Here is a 22042-nt window from a genome sequence, read left to right as displayed (position 1 = left end):
TATACAAGGATAAGCGATGGATTCGCAGACAGCACCCAATACTCCACGGCGCAGCCGCCGCTCGAAAATCGTCGGCAGCGTCATCGCGCTGGCAGTGATGGCCGCGCTGGGCGGCGGTGCCTGGTATTTGACCCATTCGGGCAGCAGCGCCCAGGGCGGCCCAGGCATGGGCGGACCAGGCGGACCCGGCGGGCCGGGGGGGGCAGGCGGACGCCGCGGCGCTCCCTCGACCACCGTTGGCGTGGCCACGGCCGTGAAGTCGGACCTGCCCGTGGTGCTCGATGCGCTGGGCACCGTGACGGCGGCGTCCACCGTGACGGTGCGTCCGCAGGTGTCGGGCATCCTGAAGGAGCTGAAATTCAAGGAAGGCGGCATGGTCAAGGCGGGCCAGGTGGTGGCGCAGATCGACCCTGCCCAGTTCGAGATGGCGTTGATGCAGGCCACGGGCCAGCGCCAGCGCGACGAAGCGCAGCTGGAGAACGCGCGCCTGACCCTGAAGCGCTATCAAACCTTGCTGGGCCAGGATTCCATCGCGCGCCAGGACGTCGATACGCAGGCAGCCCTGGTCAAGCAACTGGAAGGAACTGTCATGACGGACCGCGCCGCCGAAGGCACGGCCAGGCTGAATCTGGGTTACACAAAAGTGGTGTCGCCGATCAGCGGCCGCGCGGGCCTGAAGGTGGTCGATATCGGCAACCTGGTGAGCACCAGCGACGCGGGCGGCGTGGTCGTGGTGACGCAGCTCTCGCCCATCGACGTGCAGTTTTCCGTACCCCAGGATAAAGTGCAGACCATCCAGGAGCGCCTGAATGCCGGTTCGGCCCTGGCGGCGCTGGCGCTGGACCGCACGCGCACGCACACGCTGGACCAAGGCAGCTTGAGCGCGCTGGACAACCAGGTTGACGTGCAGACGGGCACCGTGCGGGCCAAGGCCCGCTACGCGAATGACAAGATGGCCCTGTTCCCCAGCCAGTTTGTCAACGTGCGCCTGGAGCTGGGCAATATCACCGGCGCCGTGCTGGTGCCCGTCACGGCCCTGCGCCACAGCAATAATGGCGACTTCGTGTATGTGCTGAAAGCGGATAAAACCGTCACCGTGCGCATGGTCACGCGGGGCCAGGCGACGACCGACATGGTGGAAATCCGTGCCGGCCTGGAGGCGGGCGAACAAGTCATCACGGAAGGTGCCGACCGCCTGAAGGAAGGCGCGAAAGTCACCCTGGCGGGCGACAAGCCTGCCGGCGCGCGCGGTGCCGCCGGCGGTGCCACTGGCACGAACGGCGAACGCCGCCACCGCCGCCAGCCGGCTGACGGCGCGGCCAGCGCATCGGCAGCGGCTTCCGCATCCGCGCCAGCGAAGGGCGCAGCGCAATGAGTCCATCGACTCCCTTCATCAAGCGCCCCGTCGCCACGGCGCTGCTGATGCTGGCCATCGTGCTGGCGGGGCTGGTCGGCTTCAAGTTCCTGCCGCTGGCCGCCTTGCCGCAGGTGGATTTCCCCACCATCCAGGTGCAGACCCTGTACCCGGGCGCCAGTCCCGAAGTCATGGGGCAGACCGTCACGGCGCCGCTGGAGCGCCAGTTCGGGCAGATGTCGGGTTTGCAGCGCATGAGTTCCACCAGCGCCGCCGGCGTCTCCATCATCACCCTGCAGTTCACCCTGGGCCAGACCCTGGACGTGGCCGAACAGGAAGTGCAGGCCGCCATCAACGCGGGCGGCTCGCTGCTGCCCACCGACTTGCCAGCGCCGCCGGTATACGCCAAGATCAACCCGGCCGACGCGCCCGTGCTGACGCTGGCCATCACCTCGGACACGATGCCGCTGACGCAGGTGCAGAATATCGTCAACACGCGTTTGGCGCTGAAGATCAGCCAGGTCAACGGCGTGGGCCTGGTGTCGCTCTCGGGCGGCCAGCGTCCTGCCGTGCGCATCCAGGGCGATACCAAGTTGCTGGCCTCGTACGGCCTGGGCCTCGACAGCCTGCGCACGGCCATCACGGCGGCCAACGTCAATAGCGCCAAGGGCAGTTTCGACGGTCCCACGCGCTCGTTCACGATCAATGCCAACGACCAGCTGGTGACGGCGGAAGACTACAAGCGCCTGATCATCACCTATAAAAACGGTGCCCCCGTGCGCCTGCTGGATGTGGCCAACGTGGTCGATAGCGCGGAAAACACGCGCCTGGGCGCCTGGTCCGGCAAGCAGCCGGCCATCATCCTGAACGTGCAGCGCCAGCCGGGCGCCAATGTCATCAAGACGGTGGACGCCATCAAGGCCCTGCTGCCCGACTTGCAGGCCAGCCTGCCGGCGGCCATGAAGCTCGACGTGCTGAGTGACCGCACGACGGGCATCCGCGCCTCCGTCGAACACGTGGAGATGGAACTGTTATTGTCCGTGCTGCTAGTGGTGCTGGTGATCTTCGCCTTCCTGCACAGCCTGCGCGCCACGGTGATCGCCAGCCTGTCCGTGCCGATCTCGCTGATCGGCGCCTGCGGCGTCATGTATTTGCTCGGCTACAGCCTGAATAACCTGTCCCTGATGGCCTTGACGATCGCCACCGGTTTCGTCGTCGATGACGCCATCGTCATGATCGAAAATATCGCCCGCTACATTGAAGAGGGCGAGACGCCGATGGCCGCCGCCCTGAAAGGCGCGTCGCAGATCGGCTTTACCATCATCTCGCTGACGGTGTCCCTGATCGCCGTGCTCATTCCGCTGCTGTTCATGGGCGATGTGGTGGGCCGATTGTTCCGTGAATTTGCCATGACCCTGGCCATCACCATTCTGATTTCCGCCGTGGTGTCGCTGACGCTGGTGCCGATGATGTCGGCGCGCTGGCTGAAAAGCCACGCCGATGAAAAGGTCAGCGCCACGGGCCAGCGCATCCAGGCTTACCTTGACCGTGTCATCGTGCAGTACGACCATGCGCTGGTGTGGGTACTCAAACGCCAGGGCCTGACCCTGCTGGTGGCCCTGGCCACCTTGCTGCTGACAGTGATTTTGTACATCACGATACCGAAGGGCCTGTTCCCCACGCAGGATACGGGGCAGCTGAAGGCGCGCATCGAAACCTCGCAAGCCGTCTCGTACGAACGCATGGCCAGCTTGCAGCAGGCAGCGGCCAGCGCGCTGCTGGAAGATCCCGCTGTCGATACCCTCAGTTCCCTGGTGGGCGTCGATGCGGCCAACAACACCATGCTGCACACGGGCAGCATGCTGATCAACCTCAAGCGTTCGCGCAGCGGCAAGCAGGACGACATCATGGAGCGCCTGCGCAACCGCGTGGCCAAGGTGGCCGGCGTGACCCTGTATCTGCAGCCGACGCAAGACTTGACCATCGATGCGGAATCGGGCCCGACGCAGTACCGCGTTTCGCTCGAAGGGGCCGACACGGCCACCGTCACCGAGTGGGCCGGCAAGCTGGCGGCGCGCATGCGCGAAAAATCGCAGTTGCGCAACGTCGTCACGGATGCCGGCGCCACGGGCGCCGCCGTCACGGTGGCCATCGACCGCGACAGCGCTGCGCGCATGTCGGTGACCACGGCCACGGTCGACGACGCGCTGTACAACGCCTTCGGCCAGCGCATCATCTCGACCATTTTCACGGAAACCAACCAGTACCGCGTGATTCTCGAAGCGCAGCCCGGCATCGTCACCACGCCGGCCGACCTGTCGGAACTGCAGGTGCGCACGGGTTCCGGCAAGTCGACGCCGCTGTCCGCTTTTGCCAGCGTCAGCGAAAAACAGGCGCCGCTGCAGATCACGCACGTGGCGCAATACCCGGCCACGACGCTTGGCTTTGATACGACGCAAGGCGTGGCGCTGGGTAGCGCCGTCGACGCCATCCGCGCGGCGGCGAAAGACATCGCCTTGCCTGCCTCGGTCACATTGACCTTCCTGGGGGCGGCCGGCGCGTATGAAAACTCGCTGTCGAACCAGCTGTGGCTCATTTTGGCCGCCGTCGTCTGCGTCTACATCGTGCTGGGCGTGCTGTATGAAAGCTATATCCACCCGCTGACAATTTTGTCGACCCTGCCGTCGGCAGGCGTGGGCGCCTTGCTGGCGCTGATGATCTCGGGGCAGGACTTGGGCGTGATCGGCATCATCGGCATCATCCTGCTGATCGGCATCGTCAAGAAAAACGCCATCATGATGATCGACTTTGCCATCGAGGCCGAACGCGACGAGGGCAAGAGCCCGCAGGAAGCCATCCACCAGGCGGCGCTGCTGCGTTTTCGTCCCATCCTGATGACCACCCTGGCAGCGTTGTTCGCGGCGGTGCCGCTGATGCTGGGCTGGGGCGAGGGCGCCGAGTTGCGCCGTCCGCTGGGCCTGGCCATCTTCGGTGGCCTGATCGTCAGCCAGGTGCTGACCCTGTTTACCACGCCCGTCATCTATCTGGGCTTCGACCGTCTGGGCCAGCGCTTTGCGGGCAAGCCGCAGACAAGTGGCGTGAACCTGGACAAGCCGGCCGATAATGCGGGGAGCGCCGCGTGAATTTGTCCGAACCGTTCGTCAAGCGTCCCATCGCCACCGTGCTGCTGACCATCGGCATCGCGCTGGCGGGCATCGGCGCCTTCTTCGTGCTGCCCGTCTCGCCGCTGCCGCAGGTCGATTATCCGACCATTTCCGTCAGCGCCAGCCTGCCCGGCGCCAGTCCCGCGACCATGGCAACCTCGGTGGCGACGCCGCTGGAACGGCGCCTGGGCGTGATCTCGGGCGTAAACGAAATGACATCGTCATCTGGCACGGGTTCGGCGCGCATCAACCTGCAGTTCGACTTGAACCGCAAGATCGATTCGGCCGCGCGCGAAGTGCAGGCGGCCATTGCCGCCGCGCGCGCGGATTTGCCGGCCACCCTGCGCAGCAATCCGACCTACCGCAAGGCCAACCCCTCCGACGCGCCCGTGATCATCCTGGCGCTGACGTCGAAGACGCGCACGCCGGGCCAGATCTACGATGCCGTCTCGAACCTGGTGCAGCAGAAGGTGGCGCAAGTGAAGGGCGTGGGCGACGTGGAACTGGGCGGCGGCTCGCTGCCGGCCGTGCGCGTGGAACTGCTGCCCTACCAGCTCAATCACTATGCCGTGTCGATGGAAGACGTGCGCGCTGCCATCCAGGCCACCAACGCCAACCGGCCCAAGGGGGCGATTTCCGGCGACGAGCGCAGGCTGCAGATCTATTCTGGCGCCAGCACGGCCTCGGGCGGGCGCAGCGCAGCCGACTACCGCAGCCTGGTGGTGGCCTGGCGCGACGGCGCCGCCATCCGCCTCGACGACGTGGCCGAAGTGGTCGATGGCGTGGAAAACACGAATACCCTGGGCCTGTTCAATGGCGACCCGGCCGTCATCGTGCTGATCACGCGCCAGCCGGGCGCCAACGTCATCTCCACGGTGGACGGCGTGCGCGCCCTGCTGCCGCAACTGCAGGCGCAGCTGCCCGGCGACATCAAGCTGCAGGTGGCGTCCGACAGCACCAATTCCATCCGCTCGTCCCTGCACGAGATCGAATTCACCCTGGTCCTCTCCATCGTGCTCGTGGTGCTGGTGGTCAGCGCCTTTTTGCGCAGCGTGCGCGCCACCATCATCCCGGCCGTGGCCACCATCGTCTCTTTGCTGGGCACCTTTGGCGTGATGTACATGCTCGGTTTCAGCCTGAACAATCTGTCGCTGATGGCGCTCACGGTGGCCACCGGCTTTGTCGTCGATGATGCCATCGTGGTGCTGGAAAACACGCAGCGCCACATCGAGGCGGGCATGGACCGCTTCAAGGCGGCCCTGCTGGGCGCGCGCGAAGTGGGTTTCACGGTGCTGTCGATCAGCCTGTCGCTGGTGGCCGTCTTCATCCCGTTGCTGTTCATGGGCGGCCAGGTGGGGCGGCTGTTCCGCGAGTTTGCCGTCACCTTGTCGGCCGCTGTGATGATTTCGCTGGTCATTTCGCTCACGACCACGCCGATGATGTGCGCCTGGCTGCTGAAAAGCGGCGCGCAGCACAAGCCGCCCGGCCTTGTCGCGCGCTGCTTCGAACGGGGTTTCGGGCACATGCTGAACGTGTATGAGCACTGCCTGGACTGGGCCCTGTCCAGCGCCGCGCTGGTGATGACCATCCTCGTCTTCGTCGTCGGCCTGAACGTGTACCTGTTCGCGGCCGCGCCCAAGGGCTTCTTCCCGCAGCAGGACACGGGCCAGATCAACGGCGGCATGCGCGCCGACCAGAGCATCTCGTTCCAGGCCATGCAGGGCAAGTTGCGCCAGCTGGTCGACATCATCAAGGACGATCCGGCCGTCGCCACCGTCGTCGGCTTTACGGGCGGCGGACGGGCGGGGGGCGGCTTCATGTTCATCGACCTCAAACCCGCGTCGCAGCGCACCGACAAGGGCCAGGCCGTGATCGCGCGCCTGCGTCCGCAACTGGCCAAGGTGACGGGCATTTCGCTGTTCCTCAACCCCGTGCAGGATTTGCGCATGGGCGGGCGCTCCAGCAATTCCACTTACCAGTACACCCTGATCAGCGACAACCAGGCGGACCTGAAGAAATGGGCGGCGAAACTGGCCGACCAGATGAAGCAGCAGCCGGCCCTGATCGACGTGGACACGGACCAGGCGGAAAACGGCGTGGAAACCTTTGTGTCAATCGACAAGGACCGCGCCACGCAGCTGGGCGTGCAAGTCAAGGATATCGACAATGCGCTGTACAACAGCTTCGGCCAGCGCCAGGTGGCGACCATCTACGATGAGCTGAACCAGTACCACGTGATCATGGAAGTGGCGCCGCGCTATGCGCAAAGCCCGGAAGCGCTGCGCTCCGTGTATGTGCCGGCGTCGAATGCTGCGGCCGTCGCCGCCAGCGCCGCCACCTCGGCCACCACCACAGCGACGACGAGCGCGGCGCCGTCGAACACGACGGCGGCGCGCGATCCGTCGAGTGGCTCGGCCCTGTCCACGACCCTGGCGCACATGGTGCCGCTGTCGTCGTTCAGCACCTTTGCCGAAAGCTCGACGGCGACTTCGATCAACCACCAGGGCGGCGAACTGGCCACCACCGTGTCATTCAACCTGGCCGACGGCTATCCGCTCAGCGCCGGGCAGGCCGCCGTGGCGCAGGCGGAGTCGGAAATCGGCATGCCGGTGAATGTGCGCGGCAGCTTCCAGGGTTCGGCGAAGAGCGCGCAGGACAGCAACAAGGAGCAGCCGCTGTTGATCCTGGCGGCCATCGTGGTGATCTACATCGTGCTGGGCATCCTGTACGAAAGCCTGATCCATCCGATCACCGTGCTGTCGACTTTACCGTCGGCGGGGGTGGGCGCCGTGCTGGCCTTGCTGCTGTTCCGCATGGAGTTTTCCATCATCGCCCTGATCGGCGTGTTCCTGTTGATCGGTATCGTCAAGAAAAATGCTATATTGATCATCGACTTCGCGCTGGAAGCCGAGCGTTCGCGCGGACTGACAGCGGTGGAAGCGGTGCGCGAAGCATGTTTGCTGCGCTTCCGCCCCATTCTGATGACCACCCTGGCGGCGGCGCTTGGCGCCTTGCCGCTGGCGATCGGTTTCGGCGAGGGGTCAGAGCTACGCCAGCCCTTGGGGGTCGCCATCATCGGCGGCCTGATTGCCAGCCAGTTACTCACATTGCTGACCACCCCGGTGGTCTATATCCTGCTCGACAAGCTGCGCACGCGCGGCGCCGACGAGCAGCAATTGAGCCGCATTCCTGGGCCAGATAACCCGAGCACACAATCATGAAGCAAGTAAAACCTATCCCGTCCGCCGTCCCCGCACGCCACCTGCTGGCCCTGGCCGCCGCTGTTTTCCTGGCCGGCTGCGCCGTCAGTCCCGCGTATGAAGTGCCCGTAGCGGCCGCGCCGCAAACGTTCAAGGAGGCGGCCGGCTGGCAGCCTGCCGCGCCGGCCGACACCCTGGAACGCGGCCCCTGGTGGACGCTGTTCGGCGACGCGCAGCTGAATCAGCTGGCCGAAGGCATTGACATCTCGAACCAGAACGTGGCCGCCGCCATCGCCTCGTACGAGCAGGCGCGCGCGCTGGTGCGCGAACAGCGCGCTTCGCTGTTCCCGACCGTGAACCTGACGGGCAGCGGTTCCCGTTCCGGTGGCGGGGGCGAGCAGCAAACGAACAATAATTTCAAGGCGGCCATCGGCGCGTCGTGGGAGCCGGACGTGTGGGGCAAGCTGCGCGCCGGCGTGACAGGGGCGGACGCCAGCGCGGCGGCCAGCGCGGCCGACCTGGCCGCCGCGCGCCTGTCGGCGCAGGGCGAGCTGGCCACCAATTATTTTTCGCTGCGCCAGAGCGATGCGCAGATCGCACTGCTGAACGCCACCATCGCCGGCTACCGGCGCGTGCTCGACATCACCAGCAACCGCTTCAATTCAGGCATCGCCGCCAAGTCCGACCTGCTGCAGGCGCAGACGCAGCTGGCCAATGCGCAGATCGACTTGTCCAGCCAGGTGCGCGCGCGCGCGCAGCTGGAACACGCGATCGCCATCCTGCTGGGGAAAGCGCCGTCCGACTTCAGCCTGGCCGTGGCGCCGTGGACGCTGACCGTGCCCGAGGTGCCGCTGGGCGTGCCGTCGACCCTGCTGCAGCGCCGCCCCGACATCGCCGCCGCCGAGCGCAGGGTGGCCGTGGCCAACGAGCAGATCGGCATCGCCCGCTCCGCCTACTATCCTAGCCTGAACCTGACGGGTTCCTACGGTTCCGGCGCCAGCCGTGTGGGCGACCTGTTCAATGCATCGTCGAGCCTGTGGTCGCTGGGCGTGTCGACCGCGCAAACCTTGTTCAACGCGGGTGCCACCACGGCCAGCGTGGATGCCGCCAGGGCGGGCCATGAGGCGGCTGTGGCGCGCTACCGTCAGACGGTGCTGGCCGCCTTTGGCGCCGTGGAAGACCAGTTGTCGGCCACGCGCGCGCTGGCCGAGCAGCTGGCCTTGCGCCAGCAGGCGTCGTCGGCCGCCGACCAGGTCGAGCAGCAAATGCTGAACCGCTACAACGCGGGCCAGGTCGGCTATACGGACGTGGTGACGGCGCAAGTGACGGCCCTGTCGGCGCGCCGTTCGCTGGTGCAGGCCCAGGCGGACCGCCAGACGACGGCCGTGGCCCTGATCCAGTCGCTGGGCGGCGGCTGGCATACGCCGCCGGCGCAGTAGGCGGCAGGCTGGCGCGGGCCGAAAAACCTGCGCCACATTCGTGTTTTTCTGCGCATCTTGAGTGCTAGAATGCAAGATTATCCATTCCCAGCCTGACGCTTTGGCCGTGGCTGCATTCTTGCCGACGATGACACGCAGCAAACACAGCAAAGCTCCGGCGCATGAGGTGGCCGCCATCGATTTCCCGCTGGTGGCCATCGGCGCCTTCCTGGTGAACGTGACGCAGGAAAGCGGCATTGCGCGCACCAGGGCCGGTTTTTCTGGCAGCACAAGGACAATTGCCTGGTCTGCAAAGAGATCCGCAACATGATCATCTTTACCCGGAAAAACGGCATTTCCTGCGCCGTGGCAGACGGCAAAGCAGGAGCGGGCGCGCCATGAGTGAACCGTTCGACGCGGCCAGCGCCACGGCGCGCATGCTGGTGACGGAGCTGTGCGACGAGCATGCGCGCGAAGCGGCCTTGCGGCGCGCCTTCGTCATCCTCGACAGTATCCGCGAAGGCGTGCTGGTGACGGACAGCGACAACCGCATCATTTCCGTCAACCCCGCCTTCACCACCATCACCGGCTACCAGGCGGAGGAAGCCATCGGGCGCGATCCGTCCTTCCTCGGCGGCGGCACGCATTTGCCGCATTTCTATGAAGCCATGTGGCGCAGTCTGCACCAGGATGGCAACTGGCATGGCGAACTGGTGAACCGGCGAAAAAATGGCGAGCGTTTCGTCGCAGCGCTGTCGATCACGCCCATGCGCGCGCCGGGCGGCGCCATCAGCCATTTTGTCGGCGTGTTTTCCGATATCACCGAGCGCAAGCTGGCCGAGGCGGACTTGCGCGCACTGCACCGCGAGCTGGACCAGAGGGTCATTGACCGCACAGGTGAGTTGCTGCGAGCTAACCAGCATCTGCAGCTGGAAGTGCACCAGCGCGAGCGGGCGCAGGAAGCCTTGCGCGATGCCGAGCGCTTCTTTCACGCCACCATCGATTCGCTGACGGACCGGGTGCTGGTGCTGGACCAGGCTGGCAGCGTCGTGCACGCCAACCAGGCTTGCCTGGCCTTCGTCGGTCACCCGCACCGGCCGCTACAGTACCTGGAGTTTTGCGAGACGGACCCGCGCTGGCAGCGCAGCGCCGGACGCGAGCTGGCGGCCGGCATCCGCTCCGTCATTGCCGGCACGGCCGGGACGTTTGCACTCGAGTATGAGTTTGCCACGCGCGCCGGCCCGCGCTGGTCGCAGGCCAGGATCAGCCGTTTTCGCGGCGAGGGGCCGCTGCGCGTGGTGGTGGCGCACACGGACATCACCGAACGCAAGCTGATGGATGGCGCCCTGCGCCGCTCGCACGCGCAGCTGCGCCAGCTGGCGCTGCACCTGGAAACGGCCAAGGAAGACGAACGCAAGCGCATCTCGCGCGATATCCACGATGAACTGGGGCAAAACCTGCTGGCGCTGCGCATCGATATTTCCATGCTCAGCGCGCGCACCGAGGGGTCCCATCCGCGCCTGCACCGCCGCGTTGGCGCCGTGCTCAGCAATGTCGACACCACCATCAAGAGCGTGCGCGGCATCATGAACGAGCTGCGCCCGATGGCGCTGGACCTGGGCTTGCAGGCCGCCATCGAATGGCAGGTGGGCGACTTCCGCAAGCGCAGCGGCGTCGCCTGCCGCCTGCTGATACGCGACGAAGCACTGTTTGCCGCCATCGGCAGCCAGGTCGAGATCGTGCTGTTCCGCATCGTGCAGGAAGCGCTCAGCAACGTCATGCGCCACGCCCAGGCCAGCCAGGTCGAGATCGAGCTCAGCTCGGATGCCTGCGCCGTGTATGTGGCCATCAGCGACAACGGCATCGGCATCACGCCGCTGCAGCAGCGCAAGAAACAGTGCTTCGGCCTGATCGGCATTGCCGAGCGGGTGACGGCGCTGGGCGGGCACTTCGAGGTGGGCATGCCGGCGTCGGGCGCCGGTTGCCGCCTGGCCCTGCACATTCCCCTGCGGGATGCGGGGCGGCCGGCCGCCTGATACAGAAATTGCAAGGGGTTAATTTTTGCCGACTCACGCCCCCTGGACAGGCTATACTTTCGCCTGCTATTTATGGAGGGGCATATCTTGTTCAAAACAATCGTTTTACCCGTCGCCTTGCTGGGCGCGTTCGCCGGCGCACACGCCGACGAAGGGCAGTGGCAACCACATCAGCTGCCACAGCTGAAAGCCGAACTCAAACGGGTCGGCATTGAAATTCCTGCAGAAAAACTGGCCGACCTGAGCAAGCACCCGATGAGCGCCATCGTGTCGCTGGGCGGCTGCTCGGCCGCCTTCGTTTCCGACGCGGGCCTGGTGGTGACGAATCACCATTGCGCGTATGGCGCCATCCAGCGCAATTCGACGCCGGAACACAATTACATCACCAATGGCTTCCTGGCCAAGACGCGCGCTAGCGAGCTGCCGGGCGGCCCGAACAGCCTCGTGTATGTGACGGACAAGGTGGAGAACGTCAGCGAGCGCGTACTCAAAGGCTTGACGGCCGACATGACGGGCCGCGCGCGCCACGAAGCCGTGGAAAAGCGCGTCAAGGACTTGATCGCCGAATGCGAAACGGACAAGATGTACCGCTGCTCCGTGCCCGCCTTCCACCGCGGCCTCGAGTACTACCGCATCCGCCAGATGATGATACGCGACGTGCGCCTGGTGTACGCGCCATCGGACAAGATCGGCAACTTCGGCGGCGACATCGACAACTACGAATGGCCGCGCCACACGGGCGATTACTCGTTCCTGCGCGCCTACGTGGGCAAGGATGGCCGTCCGGCCGACCCGTCGCCCGATAACGTGCCGTACAAATCGAAGGACTTCCTGGTCGTCTCGGCCGAAGGCTTGAAAGCCGGTGACGGCATCTTGCTGGCGGGCTACCCAGGGCGCACCAGCCGCTACAAGCTGCCGGCGGAAATCCGCTTCGCGCGCGATACGGCTTTCCCCCTGAAAGTAGCCGAACTGCAAGCCGACCTGGCCGTGATGGCCGACGCCACGAATGGCGACGCGGCCGCTGCCGTGCGCTATGCCAGCGTCGTCAAAAGCATCAACAACGTGCTGAAGAAAACCCAGGGCTTGCTCGACGGATTCGCCCGCAAGGATATCGCCGCCATCAAGGATGTGCAGTATGCCGAGTTCCGCGCCTGGTACGCCAAGCAGCCGAACGTGTCGAGCACCCTGCTGGCCGAACTGGATGCGGCGATCGCCAGCGACATGGCCTTGAGCGAAGAAGAGTTCGCCTGGAGCGTGGCCACCAATAGCGACTTGCTGAAAAGCGCGCGCACCATCTACCGTTTGTCGCTGGAGCGCCAGAAAGCGGACGCCGAGCGCGAATCGGGATTCCAGCAGCGCGACCTGGCCTTCATCAAGGCCCGCCTGGCGCGCCTGGAGCAGTCGTATGTCAACAAGGTTGACCAGGCGCGCTTTGCAGCGGGTTTGACGCGTTACGCCCAGCTAGCGGCGAAGAGCCATCCGCAAGGCCTGGACGCGCTGCTGCCGGCGCCAGCGGCCGTGGCTGCCCTGTACCAGCAGACGCAACTGGCCGACACGGCCAAGCGCCTGGCCTGGCTGGAAAAGGACCAGGCCGCTGTTGCCCAGTCCGACGATGCCTTCATGCAACTGGCCGTCAAGCTGCAGCCGGTGGAACGGGCGCTGGAAGAGCGCCGCAAGGAAATCGACGGCAACCTGGAACGCGTGATTCCGCAATACATGCAAGCTGTGATTGCCTGGAAGAAATCGCAGGGCAAGCCGGTCTATCCTGACGCCAACTCGACCCTGCGCGTCACGTATGGCACGGTCTCGCCTTACTCGCCGCGCGACGGCATTAGCAAGGGACCGTTTACGACCGTGGAAGGCATCGTCGAGAAAGTCACCGGCAAGGCCCCGTTCGAAGCGCCGCAAGCACTGCTCGACGCCGTCAAGGAAAAGCGCTACGGCCAGTTCCGCGATCCGGTGCTGGGCACGGTCCCCGTCAACTTCCTCACCAGCGCCGACACCACGGGCGGCAATTCCGGCTCGGCCGTGATGAACAAGCGTGGCGAGTTGATCGGCCTGAACTTCGATTCGACGTATGAATCGATCACCAAGGACTGGTACTTCGACACGGCCATCACGCGCGCCATCCACCTCGACATCCGCTACATGCTGTGGGTGATGCAGGAAGTGGACCACGCGGACAACTTGCTCAAGGAAATGACGATCAAGTATCCGAAAGCTGCCAAGAAGTAATATTCAGCTTCAACTTGCGCTAGCGCAAAGCCGCATCCGCCGACTGGGCCGATGCGGCTTTTTTACGTATGGGCAACTAGTTTGAGTTCCATCAATATGCCAGCGTTCACCATGGTTAGCATGGGCCAGGGGAACAAGTCCGACGGAGGCAATATGGATGATGGCAAGCTGGCGGCCGATCTGGCGCGCCTTTTCGGAGCGGGCATGCGAGTCCAGGACAGCCGCTTGCTACGCATGGATTTTCCGCGCGACGATGGGCCGCCCGATACCGCGCTGCTGGTCAACAGCTTGCGGGCACACGAGGAAATGTCACGCGACTTCCGCTTCGACGCCGAACTGCTGTCCGACAATCTCCACATTCCCCTGACCGCGATGATGGGGCGCATGGTCACGATTTCGATGGTGCGCGATGACGCCAGCTTGCGCCATTTCAATGGTTATGTCGGCGAATTTCGCTTGTTGCGCAGCGATGGCGGTTTCGCGTTCTACCAGATGGTGCTGCAACCCTGGTTGGCGTTTTCCAGGCTGCGCATGGACAACGTCTCGTTCCACGAACGCACGGTCATCGACATCAGCGAAACGACCTTCGATCATTATGTGCAGCGCGACTGGCAAAACCGGCTGCATGAGGAAAAAGCGATATTAAGCTGCGCCAACCAGCATAATGAAACCGATTACAACCATTTGCACCGGCGCTGGGAAGACCAGGGTATCCATTATTGGTATGAACATCGCGCCGACGGTCATACGCTCTGTTTGGGCGACAATACCTGGCTGAGCGATAGCATCGACCCAAGCGACAGCGATGCCTGCGAAGCCGACGCGATGCTGTTTCGCAACGGCGCAGGCTCGCTGGAGGGCGACGGCATACGCGATTGGCGGGCAATACGGAAGATCGCTTCAGGCTCGCTCACCCTGGCCAGCTTCAACTACAAGCATCCGTATGCCAGCTGCGCCAGCGGCTATGCGCTGCACCAGCAGGGCGACGTGTTTGCCCATGAACTGTATCAAAACACCGGCTATGGCTATGCCGACATGGGTGACGGCGAAGCGTTGGCGCAACGCCGCCTGGAGGCGCATAACTGCGAGGTGCAAACCTTCGAAGCTGGCGGCAATCATCGCTGCGCCCAGGCCGGGCGCAGTTTCACGCTGGGCGGACACTTCAGCGGCAAGCAAGCCATCCCGGCCAGAGGTGAAGCGGCGCGCCCGGACATCGGCTCGCGCGAATACCTGATCCTGTCGGTCGATCATATCGCCAGCAACAATTACCAGGCAGGGACGGGTGCGAAGTCGCATTATGAAAACCGTTTTAGCTGCATCCGCAAGAGCATCCGTTGGTATCCGGGGCGGCAGTTCAACAGCACGCCTTGTGCCTTGCCCGGCGTGCAGACGGCGATTGTCACCGGGCCGGCAGGCGAAACCATCCATACCGACGCGCTGGGCCGGGTGAAGGTGCAATTCCACTGGGACCGGCTGGGCAAGTTCGACGCGGGCAGTTCGCCATGGATCAGGGTCATGACGCCCTGGGCGGGCCAGGCGTTCGGCCAGATCGCGTTGCCGCGCATTGGCCAGGAAGTACTGATTCAGTTTCTCGACGGCAATATCGACCGTCCCGTCATTGTCGGCGCGGTGTACAACGGCAAGCATGCGCCGCCGTGGAACTTGCCGGGGCAACGTATGCTGGGCGGCTGGCGCAGCGCCGAGCTGATGCCTGGCGGCGGCTACGGCGTGCGCGGCAACCAGTTGGTACTGGACGATACGCACCAGCGCATCCAGGCGCAATTGAAAAGCGATCATCAGCACAGCCAATTGTCGCTCGGCTGCATCAGCCGCATCGAAGACGCCAGCGGGCGCAAGGATGCGCGTGGCGAAGGCTGGGAACTGGCGTCAGACGCCTGGGGCGTGGCGCGCGCCGGCCGCGGCATGTTGCTGACCACCGAAGCGCGCCCTGGCGCCGCCTCACATATCAAGAGCATGGATGAAACCTTGCGCAGGTTGGCCGAGGCTGCTGAGCGGCACAAGGCGCTTGCTGCCCTGGCGCAGCATTACGGCGCGCAAGAAAGTGCCGCCCAGCAGGGCGCCGCCGCCGATGTGCTCAATGCCCAGCATGCCGCGATCAAGGGCGGTGGCGGCAGTGGCGAAAACGCATTTCCCGAATTATCCAAGCCGCATCTGGTGCTGGCCAGTCCGGCCGGGATCGAAACGACGAGCGCGCAATCGACGCACATCGCCAGCGCCGAGCACACCGCGCTGACGACCGGATGCGACCTGTCGCTGGCGGCAGGCGGCGGCCTGTTCGCCAGCATCGGCGCAGCGCTGCGCCTGTTCGTCCACAAGGCTGGCATGAAACTGATCGCTGCAGCTGGCCCGGTGCAGATCGCGGCGCAAACCGATGCGGTCGATATCGTCGCCAACAAGGTGTTGGAATTGATCAGCCAGGCCGACTGGGTGAATATTCGCGGCCGCAAAGGCGTGCGCCTGCATGGCGCTAATTGCATGCTTGAAATTAGCGACAAGGTACAGTTTTTTACCGCGTCGCCGACCTTGTTTCATGGCAACCTGGAAACGCTGGCGCCCAAGAACCGGCCGCAACCGGAGCTGGAACCCCCCATCGCGCCGGTCGCGGGGCAATTGCAGCATACGATACAGGCCCATGCGGATGGCGGCCAGTACGCCAATGTGCCGTACACGCTGTACAACGGAGAGGCCGAAGTCGAGCAAGGCCTGACCGATGAATTCGGCCGCATCCTGATCGCGCACCAGGACGGCACGCCGCGCTACCGTGTCGTCCTTGGCAATGGCGAAGAGTTTTCATTGCAAGCGAGCGCGCGCTTCGACCCGAACGCGGCGCCGGACGGCGAACACAAGCTGTCGAACCGCGGCTTGCGCGCACTCGACGACACCGCCGATGGCCGCGGGATTCAATGATTCACCACACTGACGGGAGAGCATCATGCCGGAATCGAGCGGTCGCATCGAAACCACCCACATCGACGAAGTCGGCCGCAGCGCGACAAGTTCGCTCCAGTGGCTGCTGGAAAATCGTAACCTGAAAGGCAAGGCCAGCCACCCGATCACGCACAACAACAAGCTGACGCTGTTCATTTGCGGACAGGAGGGGTTCGCCGACATCGCCGCCGAGATCGCCAAGGCTAAAAAGTCCATTGACCTGTGCTGCTGGGGTTTCGACCCGGGCATGGAACTGGTGCGCGGCAACAGCGCCACCTGGCCGCGTGGCGAAACGTTTGGCGACTTGCTGATCGCCGCCACGCGACGTTACGTCAGGGTGCGCCTGCTGATCTGGTATGACCGGATCGGCTCGCCGATAGCGCGCACTATGCCGGGCTATTCGCACGGCACCTCGCCATGGAAAACCGGTGGACAGCGCGCCGACGACATCAGTGCAAAAGCCAGCCTGGCGATGTTGCACGATGCGGTCCAAAACAAGAAACATGTTTTAGGCAATGGTTATTGGGCCGAATACGTCCGGCCCGAGTATATTCCGATCATGGCGCGTGAAGAATATTGCCACAGCTGGTATGCGGCCGCGTTCCATGGCTTGTTGGAGGGCCTGGAGGTTCGCTTGCGGCACGGCGACAGCGCCGCGATCAGCAAGAGCATCGCGACCGAAATCAACCAGCCGCACGGCTTGACGATGGGAGAAATCGAAAAGCCCGGCATGCAATACCTGGGTACGCACCACCAGAAGCCGGTCCTGATCGATTTCGCCCACGAAGAGGGTTCCAAGGCCGTCGGTTACGTGATGGGCCTGAACTCGGTGACCGATTATTGGGATACGACGGCCCATCTGCTCGACGATACGCGCCGCGAACAGGGCGGCGTGAACGAGCGGCGCGAGTGTTTGCAGGGAATGGCCGCGGACGGCGGGTTCGCCACGCTGAAACCGTATCAGGATTACGCCTGCCGCATTGACGGCGGCCGTGCGCTTATCGCGCTGTACAACAATTTCGTGAAGGCATGGGACCGCGCGATCGACGACCGCACGCATCAGGCCGCCGGGGAATGCGTGAGTTGGTATTCATCATGTAAAAACCCGCCGGCCCAGCTGTTGCGCAAGGCCGGGCCGGATGACTCCACCGTGCAGATCGTCCTGACGCAGCCCGAGGAGCAAGACAAGACGATCAAGGAAACCTATTTTCGCGCCGTGACCCAGGCCAGCCTGGCGGCCGGCTACCTGTATGTGGAAAACCAGTATTTCCAGTATGAAGATTGGGCCCGGCATTTGCTGGCCGAGCGCAAGAAAGTGGTCGCCGCCTGGAAGGCCGGCAGTGTCAAGGCGGGCAAGAGTCTTGAAGATATGCCGGTCATGCACGTATTCATCGTCATCCCGGTGCCCGAACGGGCGCAGATGGTGCCGCGCACCCATGACACGCTGGCGACACTGGGGCAGCACGCTGGCATGACGGGGCAAAACACCATGATCGACGACTACAACAAGCGACCGAAAACCCGGCGTGTCAGGGCAGGATTCGGCATTTCCACCGAGGCGGAAGTCAAGTTGCCCGACGTGGTGCAGCACTCCAACGGCATCAACAAACCCGGCACGATGACGCTCGAGAGCGACTTCGGGCTGAAGGTCTCGGTGGCCATGCTCAATGTCAGCGCGTTTGACAAGGACCGCTGGCGTTACCGTGAAATCTACATCCATTCCAAATTGATGCTGGTCGACGACGTGTTCATGACCTTGGGAAGCGCCAACCTGAACCAGCGCAGCATGGCCGTCGACAGCGAAATCAATATCGCCACCATCGACCACCGCGTGGCCCGCGATTTGCGCAAGCGGGTGTGGCGCATGCATAGCGGGGGATTGGTCGATGGCGGGGGTGGGACGAAGGCGGAGATTGTGGATGCTTACGGGAACTGGGTGAAATTAATGAAAGATAATCGAGGGAAAAAAATTCGTATTCTGAAAATTTTGCAGATAAAAAAATGACTGGCTTTTTGCTGCCATTGGAAGACAAACGCAGCTCCACGACACGTTTGGGGTGAGCATGAAAAAGTATAAAAATTTCCCCCTTCCCCTGCCTTTTTTTATCTTGGCAGTTTTCCTGATTTTCACTTTAGGCGCCTGCAAAATGTCAAACGACACGAAAGAAGTCTTGCCGCGCAACCAAAGCTTTCCACTTTTCAATCCGCATGTCGCGGATTTTGTCTGTGAAACCGAGGCGGGCAAGGTGCCGCCCATCGATGCGCAAGCCGAGGACTGGTTTCTCGAAGCACGCGCCTTGGAAGATCCTGAAATTTTCGTGGAAGACCGCGACTACAAAAAAATCGTCGCTCTGACGCGTCAAGCGGCAGAGCGGTTGCACTGGAAGGCGATGCTCAATCTGGCCAGCCTGTATGTGGAAGGGCGCGATCCTTTATATGGTGAGGAAGAGGCGGTGCAATTGGTGGAAAAGGCGATGCGGCTCGGGATACCGGCAGCATATGACCGGATGGGGACGTATTACGCGAATAGCACGGGTGTCAACGGCGACATCACGCGTGCCTATGCCTTTTGGCAAAAGGCAGCACAGATGGGTAATCCTCAAGCGATGGCATTTTTGGCGGATAAATTAAATGTTGGACCCGCCAGTGAAGGGGCGGGCTATTGGTCTAATATTCCCGTAGCGACAAAAATGCTGGAATGTGCATTTGGGCAAGGATATGGTCCCGCAGCATTTGATTTGCATTATTTGTATGTGTCTCCACGGGCCACCAGTGGAAAAATAAATGGCTCGCGGAATGCAGAAACAAAAAATCGTGCATTAAAGGTATTGCATGAAGGTGTTAAGTTTGGTTGTGAGGATTGTGCAAATGCATTGGCAATTGAATTTGGTTCGCCTTTTGATCTTGCCGATATGCTGGCGCCATATGTGGACAAGGCTCGTGGAGAGCGATATCGTATGCTTAGTAACGCCCTCGGCTTCAACCCCAATCGCCGCTTTCCCAACCTCGATAAAATCCTACCATTGCCACCGGCCGATCTGCCGCCGTGGGATGGACAACGAAAGAGCCTGCTCGACGCCGCCATGGGTGTCCGCCCGCCGCCAGCCATCCCGCAGCCAAGCGCCGCCTCGCTGTTACAAGAACCGTATTTCCTTGCCGCCGACTATGCGCTGCGTCCCACCGGCTTGCACAGCGACGCGGCGATTGTGCCATTTTCCGCATACTGGCAACCGGCCGCTGGGCAGGGTTTGACGGAGCCGCCCCGGCTGTTGCGCAAAGGCGAAGAGTTCCGCCATTTCAGCGTGCTCGATGCCGACGTAAAGAGTCGTTATGGCCCCGTGACGTGGGAACAGTGCCTGACGATACGGCACAAGCAAGGCGCCGTGGAGCCGCGCGCGGCGCGCGGGTTGCTGCGCGAGGTGGCGCGGCCCGAGCCATGGTTGAGCTGCGCTTGCGACCAGGCATGTCCGGCCAGCGGCGTCTGGCAACCGTGGGTAGCGGCCGACCATCCGTTGCAGGCCATCGTCAACCAGTACTGGCGCCAGGCATGGCTGACCCAAGGCGCGCCGTTCCCGCAACCGCGCCGCGACTGGCTGCTGGACTTGCCAGATGGCGACGTGACGTGGCATTTGATGGATAGATCCCTTCCTGGTCTTGGATAACGCAGTGGATAGCAATCAATCCAGCATGGGTGCCACGAGAGGACGCCTGGCGTCGCTTATCTTCTTGTGCTGCCTGCTTGCCTGCAAAATGCCAAACGACACGAAAGAAGTCCTGCCACGTAACCAAAGCCTGCCGCTTTTCAATCCCCATGTCGCGGATTTTATCTGTGAAATCGAGGCGAGCAAGGTGCCGCCCATCGATGCGCAAGCCGAGGACTGGTTTCTCGAAGCACGCGCCATGGAAGATCCTGAAATTTTCGTGGAAGACCGCGATTACAAAAAAATTGTCGATTTGACGCGTCAAGCGGCAGAACGATTGCACTGGAAGGCGATGCTCAACCTGGCCAGCCTGTATGTGGAAGGACGCGATCCCTTGCATGGAGAGGCAGAAGCGGTGCAACTGGTGGAAAAGGCGATGCGGCTGGGCATACCAGCGGCTTATGACCGAATGGGGACGTATTATGCGAATAGCACCGGCGTTGACGGCGACATCACTCGTGCTTATGCCTTCTGGCAAAAGGCGGCGCAGATGGGTAATCCTCAAGCGATGGATTTTTTGTCAGATAAACTAAATGTGGGCCCTGCAAATGAGGGCGCAGGGTATTGGGCTAATATTCCTGTTGCAATAAAAATGATGGAGTGTTCATTTTCCCAAGGGTACGGACCAGTTGCATATAATTTATCTTACATGTATTCCTCCCCGAGAATGGCCTCAGGGAGAGTTAGCGGGCCGCGTACGCTAGAAACCAAAGCACTTGCTCTTAAAGTTCTACATGAGGGAGTAGCATTCGGCTGCGAAAAGTGCGCAAACAAACTGGAGATTGAGTTCGGAGATCCATTTAATCTTGCAACCATGTTGGCTCCTTGCATTGATAAAGCGAGAGCGGAACGTTACGGCGTACTTAATCGTGAACTGGGATTCAATCCCAACGCGCGCTTTCCTAATCTGGACAAGGTATTGCCACTGCCCCCCGCCGATCTGCCGCCCTGGAATGGCGACAGGGATACCTTGCTGCATGCCGCAAAGGGTGTCCGCCCGCCGCCATCCACCTCGACATCCGCTACATGCTGTGGGTGATGAAAGAAGTGGACCATGCGGACAACTTGCTCACGGAAATGACGATCAAGTATCCGCAGGCGATGCAATCTGCGAAGAAGTAAGGGTTAGTTTGCGCTCATGCAAAGTCGCATCCGCCTGACTTGGGGATGCGGTTTTTTTGTGGGCGCGCCGCTGTCAGTACACGGTTTATTTTTCTGGCAGATTGCTGCTGAAGGAATTGGTGTACTTGCCCATGATCTGCTTCATTTCGCCATTGGCCGAGAGTTTTCTGATCGCCTCTTTGAGTGCCAGTATCGTTTCCGGCCTTGCGGTTTTCCTGGAAAGGAAGACGATGAAATCGTTGCTACCCAGCACGAGCGGGACGCCAATTTCCTCCGCTTTGACACCGGCCATAGACGCGCCGTAAAACAGGCCCACGCTGGAACCTATGCCCGCGTCCAAACGTCGCATGGCCAACATTTTTGCCATGGTGAGGTAGTCATTGACAGGATATTTCTGGATCAAATTGTCGGTGTCAAACTGGGCCACATAATTGCTGGTGCGTACCACGCCAACGGTCTTGCCGTGCAATTCGCTCAGCTTGCTGTAGTTCTTGCCAGCGGGGCCTACGAGGATGATGGGCATGGACAGGACGATGCCTACCGCTACGGCGCCGCGCGTCATCTGCTCGTTGCCGAAGCGTATGGTCATGTCGGCGCTCCCGTTTTCAATATCGGCGGCGGTTCTGGGGTAGGGGACCAGGGAATTGGTGTAGCTGAGCCCGGCCACTTCCGCGATGCGATTGCCGATTTCGTACATCATGCCGGTGGGCCGACCATCGTTGGCAATGAATCCCCATGGCGGGCCGTGAATGGTTTCAATCTTGAGCGTTTCGTTGATTGCCTGGCACGGCTGCGCCAACACGGTCACAACAACAATGGCAAACAGCCTGACAACGTTCATTTTCATCACTCTTTTATCGGTG

General features: G+C 62.6%; 12 protein-coding genes and 1 pseudogene. 12 read left to right on the top strand and 1 reads right to left on the bottom strand.

Translation table 11 applies throughout. The features are described from left to right. Positions 1-16: 16 nt before the first annotated feature. From K0F85_RS01910 to K0F85_RS29175, 12 genes and pseudogenes are all read left to right on the top strand, one after another. Positions 17-1375, top strand: coding sequence for an efflux RND transporter periplasmic adaptor subunit (locus K0F85_RS01910; protein WP_219114299.1), 1359 nt, complete (start codon positions 17-19; stop codon positions 1373-1375). After that, positions 1372-4497, top strand: a complete 3126-nt coding sequence (locus K0F85_RS01905) for an efflux RND transporter permease subunit (protein ID WP_219114298.1) — start codon at positions 1372-1374, stop codon at positions 4495-4497. The genes K0F85_RS01910 and K0F85_RS01905 overlap by 4 nt, the downstream gene beginning before the upstream one ends. Then, positions 4494-7739 (top strand): efflux RND transporter permease subunit, encoded by a 3246-nt coding sequence (locus K0F85_RS01900; protein WP_219114297.1) that lies wholly within the window; start codon positions 4494-4496, stop codon positions 7737-7739. The genes K0F85_RS01905 and K0F85_RS01900 overlap by 4 nt, the downstream gene beginning before the upstream one ends. Further along, positions 7736-9157, top strand: coding sequence for an efflux transporter outer membrane subunit (locus K0F85_RS01895; protein ID WP_219114296.1), 1422 nt, complete (start codon positions 7736-7738; stop codon positions 9155-9157). The genes K0F85_RS01900 and K0F85_RS01895 overlap by 4 nt, the downstream gene beginning before the upstream one ends. Before the next feature lie 127 nt (positions 9158-9284). Then, positions 9285-9467, top strand: coding sequence for a hypothetical protein (locus K0F85_RS01890; RefSeq protein WP_219114295.1), 183 nt, complete (start codon positions 9285-9287; stop codon positions 9465-9467). Between the two features lie 67 nt (positions 9468-9534). Beyond that, on the top strand, positions 9535-11172 hold the full coding sequence (locus tag K0F85_RS01885; RefSeq protein ID WP_257572462.1) for a PAS domain S-box protein: 1638 nt from the start codon (positions 9535-9537) through the stop codon (positions 11170-11172). 87 nt (positions 11173-11259) lie between these two features. Beyond that, positions 11260-13407 carry a S46 family peptidase gene (locus tag K0F85_RS01880; protein ID WP_374198630.1) on the top strand — a complete coding sequence of 716 codons (2148 nt, stop codon included), beginning with the start codon at positions 11260-11262 and terminating at the stop codon, positions 13405-13407. Positions 13408-13560: 153 nt separating this feature from the next. Continuing rightward, positions 13561-16335 (top strand): type VI secretion system Vgr family protein, encoded by a 2775-nt coding sequence (locus K0F85_RS01875; protein ID WP_257572461.1) that lies wholly within the window; start codon positions 13561-13563, stop codon positions 16333-16335. A gap of 25 nt (positions 16336-16360) precedes the next feature. After that, entirely contained in the window at positions 16361-18361 is a 2001-nt protein-coding gene (locus tag K0F85_RS01870) for a phosphatidylserine/phosphatidylglycerophosphate/cardiolipin synthase family protein (protein WP_257572460.1), read from the top strand. Between the two features lie 58 nt (positions 18362-18419). Next, positions 18420-20018 carry a tetratricopeptide repeat protein gene (locus tag K0F85_RS01865; RefSeq protein ID WP_219114292.1) on the top strand — a complete coding sequence of 533 codons (1599 nt, stop codon included), beginning with the start codon at positions 18420-18422 and terminating at the stop codon, positions 20016-20018. A 25-nt stretch (positions 20019-20043) separates the two neighbouring features. Beyond that, a complete protein-coding gene (locus K0F85_RS01860; protein WP_374198635.1) occupies positions 20044-21096 on the top strand; it encodes a tetratricopeptide repeat protein in 1053 nt (350 codons plus the stop codon). Further along, positions 21060-21179, top strand: a pseudogene (locus K0F85_RS29175) (S46 family peptidase); the annotation flags it as partial. The gene K0F85_RS01860 and the pseudogene K0F85_RS29175, both read left to right, overlap by 37 nt. Before the next feature lie 85 nt (positions 21180-21264). On the opposite strand, the gene K0F85_RS01850 reads toward K0F85_RS29175, so the two are convergent. After that, positions 21265-22026: an ABC transporter substrate-binding protein gene (locus tag K0F85_RS01850; RefSeq protein ID WP_219114289.1), complete on the bottom strand. Its 762-nt coding sequence runs from the start codon at positions 22024-22026 to the stop codon at positions 21265-21267. Positions 22027-22042: the final 16 nt, after the last annotated feature.

This window comes from Janthinobacterium sp. UMAB-56, from assembly GCF_900095265.1.
GTDB lineage: Bacteria > Pseudomonadota > Gammaproteobacteria > Burkholderiales > Burkholderiaceae_D > Janthinobacterium.
The sequence above is the reverse complement of the archived record's forward strand: the minus strand, read 5'-3'. Positions and strand labels throughout refer to the sequence as shown.

Coding starts and splice junctions, on each gene's coding strand:
- K0F85_RS01885 (WP_257572462.1), top strand. CDS start 9,535: ATGAGTGAACCGTTCGACGCGGCCAGCGCCACGGCGCGCATGCTGGTG.
- K0F85_RS01905 (WP_219114298.1), top strand. CDS start 1,372: ATGAGTCCATCGACTCCCTTCATCAAGCGCCCCGTCGCCACGGCGCTG.
- K0F85_RS01860 (WP_374198635.1), top strand. CDS start 20,044: ATGGGTGCCACGAGAGGACGCCTGGCGTCGCTTATCTTCTTGTGCTGC.
- K0F85_RS01850 (WP_219114289.1), bottom strand. CDS start 22,026: ATGAAAATGAACGTTGTCAGGCTGTTTGCCATTGTTGTTGTGACCGTG.
- K0F85_RS01890 (WP_219114295.1), top strand. CDS start 9,285: ATGACACGCAGCAAACACAGCAAAGCTCCGGCGCATGAGGTGGCCGCC.
- K0F85_RS01895 (WP_219114296.1), top strand. CDS start 7,736: ATGAAGCAAGTAAAACCTATCCCGTCCGCCGTCCCCGCACGCCACCTG.
- K0F85_RS01865 (WP_219114292.1), top strand. CDS start 18,420: ATGAAAAAGTATAAAAATTTCCCCCTTCCCCTGCCTTTTTTTATCTTG.
- K0F85_RS01910 (WP_219114299.1), top strand. CDS start 17: ATGGATTCGCAGACAGCACCCAATACTCCACGGCGCAGCCGCCGCTCG.
- K0F85_RS01870 (WP_257572460.1), top strand. CDS start 16,361: ATGCCGGAATCGAGCGGTCGCATCGAAACCACCCACATCGACGAAGTC.
- K0F85_RS01875 (WP_257572461.1), top strand. CDS start 13,561: ATGGATGATGGCAAGCTGGCGGCCGATCTGGCGCGCCTTTTCGGAGCG.